The organism is Marinovum sp. J2-8 (assembly GCF_055808435.1).
Map to the genome: position 1 here is coordinate 334,930 of NZ_JBVVRZ010000004.1, position 11,917 is coordinate 346,846.

General features: G+C 57.4%; 6 protein-coding genes. 1 reads left to right on the forward strand and 5 read right to left on the reverse strand.

Features of this window, described 5'->3' with window-relative positions:
• Positions 1–4: 4 nt before the first annotated feature.
• From AC0L4F_RS14635 to AC0L4F_RS14650, 4 genes are all read right to left on the reverse strand, one after another.
• Positions 5–3,361, reverse strand: a complete 3,357-nt coding sequence (locus AC0L4F_RS14635) for a DUF4214 domain-containing protein (RefSeq protein WP_244689477.1) — start codon at positions 3,359–3,361, stop codon at positions 5–7.
• Between the two features lie 23 nt (positions 3,362–3,384).
• Positions 3,385–5,148: a CHRD domain-containing protein gene (locus tag AC0L4F_RS14640; RefSeq protein WP_244689479.1), complete on the reverse strand. Its 1,764-nt coding sequence runs from the start codon at positions 5,146–5,148 to the stop codon at positions 3,385–3,387.
• Between the two features lie 958 nt (positions 5,149–6,106).
• Positions 6,107–7,195: a ParB N-terminal domain-containing protein gene (locus tag AC0L4F_RS14645; protein ID WP_244689482.1), complete on the reverse strand. Its 1,089-nt coding sequence runs from the start codon at positions 7,193–7,195 to the stop codon at positions 6,107–6,109.
• Positions 7,192–8,562: an AAA family ATPase gene (locus tag AC0L4F_RS14650; protein ID WP_244689484.1), complete on the reverse strand. Its 1,371-nt coding sequence runs from the start codon at positions 8,560–8,562 to the stop codon at positions 7,192–7,194. The genes AC0L4F_RS14645 and AC0L4F_RS14650 overlap by 4 nt, the downstream gene beginning before the upstream one ends.
• A 585-nt stretch (positions 8,563–9,147) precedes the next feature.
• Between AC0L4F_RS14650 and AC0L4F_RS14655 the strand changes: the two genes are divergently transcribed.
• Positions 9,148–10,395, forward strand: coding sequence for a replication initiation protein (locus tag AC0L4F_RS14655; RefSeq protein ID WP_473446586.1), 1,248 nt, complete (start codon positions 9,148–9,150; stop codon positions 10,393–10,395).
• A 403-nt stretch (positions 10,396–10,798) separates the two neighbouring features.
• Here the strand turns inward: AC0L4F_RS14655 and repC are convergent, their stop codons facing one another.
• Positions 10,799–11,887 carry a plasmid replication protein RepC gene (repC, locus tag AC0L4F_RS14660; RefSeq protein ID WP_244689742.1) on the reverse strand — a complete coding sequence of 363 codons (1,089 nt, stop codon included), beginning with the start codon at positions 11,885–11,887 and terminating at the stop codon, positions 10,799–10,801.
• Positions 11,888–11,917 lie beyond the last annotated feature (30 nt).

The window sequence follows — 11,917 nt, forward strand, 5'->3', positions numbered from 1 at the left end:
AATATCAAACCCAGATCATATCGTCAGTGATTTGCGCCAGCGTGGTGTTCGCAAATGTGATCTGCACCCCCTGGTCATCAAACACCAGATTTGCACCGACCTGGGTCATCTCTGCGCGCGCCGCAGCTGCGTCGACAAACCCAAAACCGTTCAGTTCAATGTAATCCCAAGCCTCCAGATCGGCCACGAAATTGGCACCGTCGTGGCTGGCGTCAAACACAAAAACATCCGCGAACTGGCCGCCCGCCATCAGATCACCGCCCGGGCCGCCCTCGATCCGGTCATCTACACCCTGATTGCGCATCCAGGACTTGAGTTGCGCTGCGGTTTCTGCGGCGAATTGCGGGCTTTGGGAAAACCCTAGGACGACGTCGGCGCGGCTCATGCCATTTGCCAAATCACCTGTCCAGCGCGCCAGGCCAGCGGCATCTGGGTCGTCGTTGTTCAGCACGTTTTGATACAACAGCCGCACAAAGGCCTCGTCCGTTGAATTCGCCGGGAAGGCAGCGAGGAACTCCGGCGAGCCGACAAACCCCTCGGCCACCTCGGTCAACGTCCGCTCCCCCGTTGCCAGCCGTTCAACCCAGTTGGTCTGGCCAGTGACATCGGGATCTCGATCCAGTGTCGACCGGAACAGCCGGTACACATCGTCGCTCCAATTGGTGGTGACGTTCATAAATGCATAAGCGTTGGCCGCATCGGTTGTGCTTTGGATGAATTGCGGGCTGTTCATCAGGCCAATCACCGCGTCTGCCCGGTTGGAATCGGCAACCGCTGTCCAGCGGGCAAGGCCCATGGCATCGGGGTTGTCGGTATCCAGCACGTTTTTGTAAAGTGCGCGCACAAAGGTCTCAGACGAGGTGCCATCCGGAAAGGTGTTCTGGAACTCTTGTGAGGCCACGAACCCCTGGGTGACTTCCTGCAACGTGCGCACACCCGTCGCGATCCGCCCGGTCCAGTTTACATGACCAATTGCATCGGGATCGCGGTCAAACGTGGCCTTGTAGAGCCGGAAAATCTGGTTGGCAAAACTGGCCCCATAATATGCGGCGGCGGCGCCGTCGCCAAACAGGATATCTTCGCCATTGCGGCCATAAATCCGATCGCTCCCGCCACCGCCGGTGATGGTGTCATTGGCAGCCAACCCTTCGATAAGCTCGGGGTTGGCAGTGCCCACCAAAAGATCCGCCGCCGGGGTGCCGCGCAGATCAACACGTTCCGCAATCGCGGTGGTTTGGGCGGAAGTCACGGATTCAAGCGTACCCCCGTCATCCGTATAGGTCGCCCTGACAGAAATCCGCGCGCCGACATCATCCGCAGTCAGCGCATAGGTCTCTGCAGTGGCCCCCGGAATGGCGGTGCCATCGCGCAGCCACTGATAGTTCAACGCGCCCAAGCCATCGGCATCAGCGATGGTAGAGGTGGCTTTTAGTTCCGCATTCTCTTCGGTGAAGCCGTTGATCGAAATCGCGCCCGTGGGCGGGTCATTCACATCATTCACCGCAAGTGACAGCGCCACACTCGCATCAGGTGTTGTCCCGACAGTGGTGTCGTCAACGGTGACAGACACATCGAACTGGCTCTGGGTCATATTATCAAGTGCCGTGCCCGCTTTGAGGAATAGCTCCGTACCGTCAATTTCAAACAGCGCCGCGTCAGCCCCCGCCAGCCCCAGATCATTGGTGCCAAGCCCATCATCGACAACCGAAATATCCGCGATCTTTATGCGGGTTGTCGTGTCGGTGTTTTCATCAATGTCGGTCACAGCGTTGACCAGCGCCACAGCGGTGGGGGACGCGTTCACTTGGTTCACCGCAAGTGACAGCGCCACACTCGCATCAGGCGTTGCCCCAACAGTGGTGTCATCCACGGTGACAGACACATCGAACTGGCTCTGGGTCATATTATCAAGCGCAGTGCCCGCTTTGAGGAATAGCTCCGTACCGTCAATTTCAAACAGCGCCGCGTCAGCCCCCGCCAGCCCCAGATCATTGGTGCCAAGCCCATCATCGGCAACCGAAATATCCGCGATCTTTATGCGGGTTGTCGTGTCGGTGTTTTCATCAATATCGGTCACAGCGTTGACCAGCACCACATTGCTGGGGGGCGTATTGATCGTCGCTGCAAGCTCCGCATAGGTCAGTGTCGTGTCTGTAAACTGAATGAATTCGACATCATCGTTGATCACATCTACGCCGTCTGTGGATGTCACAATCAGCGCATTTGTCCCTTGCGCCAAAGTGACATCGCCGCTGGCAACACCAAGCACAGCCGTATCAGTGCCATCGCCGCCAGAGACCAGATCATCGCCGACACCGCCCTCCAACAAGTCATCGCCAGCACCGCCTTCAAGCGTGTCGTTGCCTTCTTCGCCTCTTAAAGTGTCATTGCCCACGAAACCTCCGTCAAAACGGTCAACGCCCAAATCGCCGGCAAGCAAGTCGTTTCCGCTCCCACCGGTCAGACTGTCATCGCCGTCACCACCATAGAGGCTGTCAGCATCTGCGCCGCCATCCAGACGATCATCGCCTTCGTCACCCGAAAGACTGTCCTGCCCCGATCCGCCGGAAATACTGTCGCCGTCGCCATTGCCTCTGAGCCAGTCGTTCCCTCCGTCGCCCTCCATCGTGTCGTCACCGTCAGCGCCATAACCCCGGTCATCGCCTTCGCCGCCGATCATGGAATCGTCGCCTTCATCGCCGCGCAGGCTGTCGTTGCCTTCGCCGCCATCCAGCGTGTCATTGCCACCGCGGCCTTCCAGCGTGTCGTCACCGCCGAGGCCGATCAGCATATTGGCACCCGAGTTGCCGATGCCGGAATTATCACCATCGGTCCCCGTGCCGTTCAAATCGGCGCTCGATCCCCCCAACGAGAAATTCTCGATCTCTGCGGTGAAATTGCGCAAATCCAAATCAAACGCAGCTTGAACAGTGTCATTGCCTTCTCCAGCATTTTCCACCACGATATCAGCCGGTTCGCTCAGAATGAAAACGTCATCCCCAAGTCCGCCTACCATGGAATCGACACCGGCCATGCCATCCAAAATGTCGTTGCCTTCGCCGCCTTCCAGCGTGTCGTTGACGCCACCGCCACCGAGATAATCATTTCCGCCGAGGCCCCGCAGGGTCAAAGCGATGGTGCTATCGGTCGGTGCACGGCTCTCGTAAATGACGTTGTCCAGATCGTTTCCGATGCCGGTGTGCGCCAAAGCCCCGCGCAAAACCAGATTTTCGACATTCTGGCCCAACGTCAGGCTCTCGATCCATTGAACAACCGTATCCGAACCCTCGTCCGCCTGTTCAACCACAACATCGCCAGCTTCAGTCACGACATAGGTATCGTCGCCGGGGCCACCAACCATGCTGTCATCGCCGGCATCGCCAATCAGGCCGTCGTCGCCCTCCCCCCAAGAAGGGTGTCGTCGTCGTTCCCACCCTGCAATTGGTCATTGCCCGCGCGACCATCCAGCGTATCTTCGCCGCCCAGACCCAATAACATGTCGTCGCCTGCGGTTCCGTTGACCGTGTTCCCTGTGCTGTCCGCCGAAGACACAATCTGTCCACGGATTTCACCACCGCCGAAGCTCGTTGTATGCACATTGAAATAAAGCGGCATGTCGGTGCCCGGCGCGGTCGTGCCAAACGCCGTCGCAAAGGGATCAATCCCATCGCCGCTGTCCCACTTGCCAAATATCAACCACGAGCCATCGGAATTCATGCGCGCGCTAAGGTCGTTATCGCCCAGAAAGTTGAACACAACGCCACCGTTTACGCCGCGTGCGCCATCGTGGATATGGGCAACTGTCACATCATCTGTGGTGTCCGCCGTCGCGCGATCTGTAAAGCCCGGCAGCAAGGTGCCAAAATCCAACCCGGAGATATTCAGAGAATAGGTCAGTTCACCTGTCGTGGGGTTGAAAACCCCGTAGCCGGTGCCAATTGCCGGGCTTCCGGTGCCAGCCCCGGCATTTGCCTGCGCACCATTCAGTTCAAACTGATAGACCCGCTCCTCCGGTGTCGGCGCCATCGCCATAACTTCGGCATAGGTCAGCGTCTGGTCGGAAAATTGAAAATTTTCCACGTCATTCATAACGGTATCAACGCCGTCCTCTGTTGACGTCACGATCAGCGCATTTGTCCCCATAGCCACAGTGATATCGGTACTCGCCGCAGAAAAAATCGCCGTATCAGTGTCGTCGCCACCTGACAACGCATCGTTCCCCGCGCGGCCAAACAAAGTGTCGTCGCCGGCCATCCCGAACAATTGGTTGTCCCCGGCGTTGCCGAAAACATTATTGGCCTGCGCGTTGCCGGTGCCATCAATAGCAAGGGTGTCTGCGACGCTACCGCTTGGTCCGGTAAGGATCAGACGCTCGAGATGATCGCCCAAAGTGTAGGTGATCGCCGAAAACACAACGTCGTTGTCACCTTCTGCGTCATTTTCGCTGACAACATCACCTGCGGATTCCACGTAATATATGTCGTTTTCGGTGCCACCAACCATAGTGTCATCGCCCGCGCCGCCGTTAAGAACGTCCGCGCCCGCGTTGCCAATCAACGAGTCGCTGTCCGCCCCGCCATCGAGGCTGTCATTGCCTTGCGCGCCCTCAATCGTGTCCTCGCCACCCAGACCCAACAAGGTGTCATTGCCCGCCGTGCCGGTGATTGTATTTGCCGTGTCATCTGCCGAAGACACAATCTGTCCCCGGATTTCACCACCGCCGAAGCTCGTTGTATGCACATTGAAATAAAGCGGCATGTCGGTGCCCGGCGCGGTCGTGCCAAACGCCGTCGCAAAGGGATCAATCCCATCGCTGCTGTCCCAGATACCGCTCATCGTCCAGGAGCCATCGGCATTCAGGACTGCACTCAGGTCCGCATCGTTCAAAAAGCCAAAGGCCACGCCGCCGTTCACACCACGTGCGCCATTGTGGATATGCGCGTTGGTCACATCATCCGTGGTGTCCGCCGTCGCACGGTCCGGAAAGCCGGGCAGCAGGCTGCCAAAATCCAGCTCGGTGACGCTTAAACTATAGGTCAGACTGCCGGTGTCGGTGTCAAACACACCAAAGCCGGTGCCGGTGGCGGTCGACCCCGTCGCGGTTGTCACTTGGCCGCTGTCCAACGAAAATTGGTAAACAATCTGCATAATATCCCCCCCAGGAATAATTTAACGATTTCAATCCGTTCTTTGGGGAATGAAATTGTTTAAATTCAATCTGAACGCCAGAGCAGCAGCGTATCGCAACACTGTCTTGATGCCCGTTGAATCAGTCAAGTAAATTCAAACCTTTGCTGGGACCGGTGCTGCCCTCGATGGAGCCGTTTTCATGTGCGACGCCCTTGTTATTGCGCGTCGGCGTCACACCGTTACTTGGCGTAGAGAACCCGAAACGACCGGAGGGAAGGGACCATCACTCAACGAGGGGTAGGAGTATGAACACACCTCCACACAAGATGAAGGGAACCGCCCGACACAACTGACAAAAGCGCAACATCTTCAACGGCTTCACCCTGCAGGTGCGTAACTCGGGAGGGCGTCCGGGGTAGCGTATCGGGGTCTGCCCCCAACGGTTTTGCCAGGACAGATCATGCGCTCAGAGTATCGCGCAAGGGCGCTTTAGCCGTCAAATAGCGCATGAACCGCCGCACAGTATTGATCCAAATTGCGTCCAATAATTTTGCATTATCGGACATTATTTAAAATACACATCACCTTGGCAAAGTCGTTTTGATTTCATGGGTGGATTCGGCCAAAATAGGGTTTTCACCCTCAGAATTATTATTCACCTGTCGGGCAGGTCTCTTGCTCAACCTGTGGGCTCGCCACGTTCCAGTGTAGGCCGCACGCCTTGACCGCCCGACTGCCGCAGCAATTGCGCAGCACACCGTAACAAGGAATACGGGCGGTCACTGGCAACACGGCGCCGGGGACAAAGTAGCCCCGAAGAGAACACACAGGATCACCGGATGCCGCCCCCATCGCGCCAGCCAGAACGCCCTCTGCCCTGGCGGTCTCGTCTCACGGAACCTGTCCGCTCTCAAACTGCAAATCCGCCACGGGCCGCCAAGGGGGGTGTCTCGCGCGCGAGACACCGGGATTGCTCTTAAGTCTCCGCCGCGGCGCCAATCCGGATCAGAAGCTCCTCAAGCACTGCCTCATCCGTGATCTCAAGCCCGGACAAATCCAGCGTGACCCGCTTGCCGCGTGCCTTCGCGCTCAACCTTAGACCACCCTGCCCTTCCCAATTGGCCGTCAATACGTCCGGTCTTCGCACCGATCGCTCCTCTGCGAAAACACCTTTACGTTCAATAAACGCGCCCAACAGCGCGGTCTCCTCAGAGGCATCAGCGAATTTCTCACCCCGGTCGGTCAACACCGCGGTCAACTCCCCGCCCCTGCCCTCTTTCAAGGCCTGAGCCAGACGCGCGCCCAACCGTTCGCCGATGGCCTCCGGATAGTCCAGATAGGGCGCGAGCTGTTGATGGATCAGCGTAAAGTTCCTGATCTTGTAACGCCGGTTGCGGCTGGAGTTGGCGAATAGGATCTGGATGGCATCGTCGACGGTTTCCACCACACCGTGTTCGACCGCAAGACAGCAAATCCGCCCACGTTCATAGAAGCTCACATCCTGACGGATTTCGTTTTCCTCGACCATGGCCACCATCGCATCAACCGTCTCGGGCCGATCGGTGACCAGCGCCTTGACAGTGGCAAAGCGGTCCTCGCCGGTCTCGGACCGCAACTCGCGCAAGGCGCTTAGCCGTCGGAACCCGCTCACCAGACGGTAAGTGTCCGGATCCTTGTCCGACACCGTGACCTCGATTGGGGTCTGCTGACCACGGGCGCGCAGGCTGTCCTTCAGCTCGTGCCAAGCCTCGCCATCGCGATCCAGATACCGTCTGTCGCGCGTATAGGCATGATCGTCGATCCGGTCGAGATTGATCTGAACGATGACAAGCCCGGCGGTTTGTGCCGAGCGCCAAGCTTCGGCATCGCCCTTGAACATGTCCCGGTCTTTGCGTAGCCGCAGGATCTCTCCCTCGAGCGAGCGCGCTGCGCCACCCGCGACCTGCGCAATCGGGGGCGTCTTGCCGCCGATACCGCCACGCCTGTCGGCCGCAGTTTTTTCCGCAACGGAACGGAGCGTTGAAACCGCGTCCTTGTCGATACTGCCCAGTCTTTTGCGTGTCATTCAGCAGCCTCCTTGCGCTCTGCTTCGATCCGGTCGCGTTCCCAGCACCCGATCAAAAGTCTCTTGAATTCGTGATAACACCGGTCGAATGTCTCGCGGCCGCGACGATACGTGTCGCGGTTGAAATCCGTGTGGCTGGCCTCATAAATGCCGGACACACGTTCCCCCGCCTGGCCAACAAGTGCGGTGAACTCCTGCCGATAATTGGCGACGAAATCGTCGAGATAGACCTGGATGACATTGGCAAGCTCCGATTGCTGAGCGTCGTCGTAGCGCGTCAACAGGACCTGCACCGCATCCCAGGAAAACTTCGGGGCATCCTCGTGCAACCGTGCCATGCTGTCTTCGATACTAACGAAAGTGGTGTAAAGCATGTCAAAGAAGCGGCCGGTGGAGTCGAACTCGATGAAGCTTGCACCGACTGGAATCAGAAGAATATCCGCCGCAGAGAGCGCGTTGATCGTCAGATAGCCAAGCGCGGGCGGCGTGTCGATAATGATGATGTCATAATCGGACAGCAGGTTTTGAACCTCCAGGAAAGCGCGCAGCGCATCCCAGAACTGCCAGCTTCTGTGGGTCTGCATCCAAACAGGCACTTGGAACTCCGCCCAATACAGGTTGAGCTGCGCTGGCAGGATGTCGATCGTGGGCCAGTGCGTTCCGAATATCACGTCATCTGCCGTCACCGCGGCGGCCTCGCGGATTTCCTCGTCAAGTTCTTCAGAGGTCAGGTCCTCGATACCCATCGTCATGGCTGCGTGACGGGCGCGGTGCCAGGCGAGGATAGAATAGGCGGTCTGCCCCTCATCCTCAGCCAGGGAGCCAAACATCGTGCTCATCGACGCCTGACTGTCGAGATCAATGACAAGCACGCGGTAGCCATCCAACGCCGAGGCCATCGCCAAATGCGCCCCGGTGGTGGTTTTTGCCACCCCTCCCTTGAAGTTGCAAACCGAGACAACCTTGGCGGGCCGGTCCTTGGGCCGGTATGGGCGATAACCTTTGCCTTGCTGTCCCTCGGCCTCCAGGAAGGCCCGTATCTGGTTGACCTCATTCAAGGTAAAGGTCTTGGCACTGCCGGCCTTTTCGAACTCTCCTTGGGGCAGATCCGGGTTAGCCTTAAGAACCCGCCGCAGATGTTGTGCCGACACTGGCAACATGAAAGTGGTAATCTCCCAAATGCCGAAGCGTCGCAGGATTTTTGCCCCATCAGGTTTGTAGCCTCGTCTGGCAAGATCATCTCTGGCCCGCATACAGATCTCGGCTGCGACGGTGAACCGTTCGGTCGTGACCCGGTCCGGCACATCGTTTAGCGCATCCCTCGGATCAATAGGTTGCAGTGATATAGAGGGGTTGGGGCTGCTCATGTGTCATTGCCTCGAATGTTCGTGCTTTCTCTGCTTACGCGCGTTTGTGCGAACTCCAGAGCTCGTGGATATCATAAGAGAATTATTTTCCGGTGTCACGCGTGCGAGACACCCTTCCCAGATCTAAATTTCAAAGAAAACAGACAGCAAAACCTTTGTATTATTTAGGAACTCTTAAAATCTTTCCGTTTGAATTGAGTGTTATCTTTCAATCACTTGCCGGTTGCTATCGCCCCAAGATCAGGATGAAATCGACCCGTCTTCGGGATGGGATCGACCCAGATACGGTCGCAAACCAACCCTTTTACGTGCACAAGTCGACCCGTTTGCGTGCAGGCTTTATTTCTGGCCGCCGCGTAGGAAACAGAGTCAAAACCTGTTGTAAACTGCGGCTCTCGGCCCATTTTTGCCTCGTCTGGGGGTGGGTTGCCTTCGAAACAGACCCGTTTACGTGCACTCCCTTGTGCGAAACCTACCCAGATACGTGCGGCCGTCCGGGATGGCAGGGAAAATATCTACCCGTGGCGATTGACAGTCGGGTTGGTTTTCCGGTCGTATGGCCAAAACAATAATGTGAGTCGCGCAGTGACGCAGTTCCGCACAGTCACCGAACGGGAAAGTCTTCGCAAGCACGTGGCTGCAATCCATGTCGGCGGCAAGCTGACCTTGTTGCAGCGTAAGCTTAGCAACTGCTTGTTGCTCCATGCTTATGATGAGCTGTTGACCAAGAATACGCATCGGATCGACGCCGAAACACTTTGCGCTTTGTCGGGCTATACGTCACGGGATCGCGATACACTCAAGGCGGCGCTACGGGCCCTGGCTGAGACCACTGCGGAATGGAACATGCTGGGTGACAACGGCGAGGAGGAATGGGGCGTTTCCTCGTTGATTTCCTATGCGAAGCTGGCGGGCGGGGTCTGCGAATATGCCTACTCCGCGCCGCTGGCGGCCAAGCTCTTTGATCCCAGCGTGTTTTCAATGATCAACATGCGCATTCAGCGTAACTTCACCTCGGGGCATGCGCTGGCGCTCTATGAGAACTGCTTTCGCTTTGTGCGCACAGGGAGCACCGGTTGGTGGGAGCTTGATGTCTTTCGTCGCCTGATGGGCGTGCATGACATGGTGTACTACGATGATTACTCGAAATTGAACGCCAAGATCATCAAGCCGTCTGTCAAAGAGGTGAACGCCGTTTCCGACATCTCGCTGGTGGCCGAGGTTCGCCGCGAGAGCCGCCGGGCGAAATACATCCGGTTTCTAATTTCGCGTAATGGTCAGGAAACGCTGTTTGACTTCGGCGATGACGATGCTGTTCGCAAGTCGGACGCCTTTCGGCGGTTGGTTCAAAACGGAATTGCAGAGCGGCTTGCTCAGCGTTGGATTGCCGAACACGGCGAGGCCTATGTGGCCGAGAAAATGGATTTTGTCGAAGCCGAGCGTCGCCGGGGCAGGGTGCGCAAGACCCCGACTGGGTATCTCGCGGCGGCGATCAAGGGCGACTTCAAACAGACGGCTCCGGCGCCAGTAAAATCTACGCCAGTGGTTGCGGAACCGAGTGAGGAAGAGATTGCCGAAATCGAGCGCACCGCCGAGAAGGCACGCTTTGCCGCTTGGCGGCAGACCTGCCTCGAACTGATCGACGCCAGCCTCGAGAAACGGTCTCCAGCCAGTCGAAAAGCGGTGCGGGTTCGGTTCGAACGTCAGCTGGAGGACGATTTCGAACTCGGCCAGTTCCGGCGGTACGGCTGGCACGCACGGGCGGTGTTTTCCAAGGTGCGTGACTTCTGGTCCGATTTGATCCCGGAAGGTCTGCCAGAGCAATCGGATTGATGCGTCTCGCGTGCGAGACAACGCCGCCACTGTGCTGCGGTGATCAGTCATCACAGAGATCTTGCGTGGGCATAGTCAGGTTAGTTTCATTGAGTGAATGCTAAAGCTCGTTTCTGGCGATAGGCCAAGGCGGAACAATGTGGCCGTTTCGTCGTGCTCGATTGGCCCCCGGGGTGGACCGCCACGCGTCGGCCATCTGGTATTTGACGCGGTGCCATCGACGGGCTTCTGGATCGGCGCGGCATTGATCCTCGGGGGTGCTTCGGTTCTGCGGATGGGAAAATGGGCAGTCGGACCGAAGCGATGGAGCTATGGGTGGTGAAATTGTCAGCTGACAATTTTTCCATTTGCCCGCACAGCACGCCGACGCAATCCGGGAAAACCCGGACCAAGCTAACCCAAATCAGGCAAAATTGTCAGCTGACAATTTTCGAAGCTGACACCCGAAAACCATCGCTCGAAGATTAAGAGAACCGGTTTCCGCCCGTCGGACCAAACCCCGCAGATAAGCGCCAGGATTCTTGATCTGGCCAATTTTTTCTAGCATGCAAAGCATTATGGTCGCGGTCATGTTCGGCCCCAATCGTTGCAGGGCAAAATCATAAATCGGACGTTCGATCCCGATCATCGAATGAAGTTGATTGGACACCGAAATCAATCCTGACCAATCGGACGTGGCTTTGGGGAAATAGCAGGCGTATTCTTTGCAATTCTCCAGCACATCCCCCAGCGACACTGTCTGGGATTTCGGTCCTGTGCGGTCCGGATCTGTAGACGTCTTTCTTACTATATTCTTCTTATTTGTACCCTGTATGTGCCGCTCATTTTCGATGTGGCTGCCGCTCATTTTTTCTGAAACGGGGGGTGTTGTTATCGGGGTCTTTAACAGAGATTCCAATTTGGTCAGCAGCGCTTGCAGCGTTTGGATGTTGGTTTTACGGCGCAGAACCAGACGGGCGGTTTCCAACCATTCGTGGTTCTGTGTCACGTCAGCTTCGTTCAGCAACTGTGCGCGGACAAATGCCAGACGGTCACGCAAGGCTGCGACTTGGCGTTGGCGTTCACGGGCGCTGTCGGCGGCATTGACAAGGTCCTGTGCCGCGCGGGCAAGGGGGCTAAGGTCAAACCCGAAGGCCAAACCGTAACGCCGCGCGAACCGCTTGCGATTGGGGCTGTCTTGCCGGGCGACTAGTCCGGTTTGGACCAACACAGCCAGATGACGGCGCAAGGTACTTTCGGGCATGCCATTCAGCCGTTTGGACAGCGTGGCATTGGACGGAAAGACAACCGCGCAGCCGGGACCGCAGGGCAGGATGCGATCCGGGTAGAAGGTGAGGAGGGCGCGCAACACGGACAGGGTGCGATGATTCACACCCACATCCTCCGCCGCTTCGGTCAGGGCGGCGAGTAGCGCCCATTTATCTGTCGGTTGAACAGCCGTCTCCGGCTGCCCCACAGCGATCTGGGACATTCTTTTCATGTAAAACATCACGAAAGACAAAAAAAAGCCGTCCGCCGAATA

Coding starts and splice junctions, on each gene's coding strand:
- AC0L4F_RS14645 (WP_244689482.1), bottom strand. CDS start 7,195: ATGACACGCAAAAGACTGGGCAGTATCGACAAGGACGCGGTTTCAACG.
- AC0L4F_RS14640 (WP_244689479.1), bottom strand. CDS start 5,148: ATGCAGATTGTTTACCAATTTTCGTTGGACAGCGGCCAAGTGACAACC.
- AC0L4F_RS14635 (WP_244689477.1), bottom strand. CDS start 3,361: ATGGTTGGTGGCCCCGGCGACGATACCTATGTCGTGACTGAAGCTGGC.
- AC0L4F_RS14650 (WP_244689484.1), bottom strand. CDS start 8,562: ATGAGCAGCCCCAACCCCTCTATATCACTGCAACCTATTGATCCGAGG.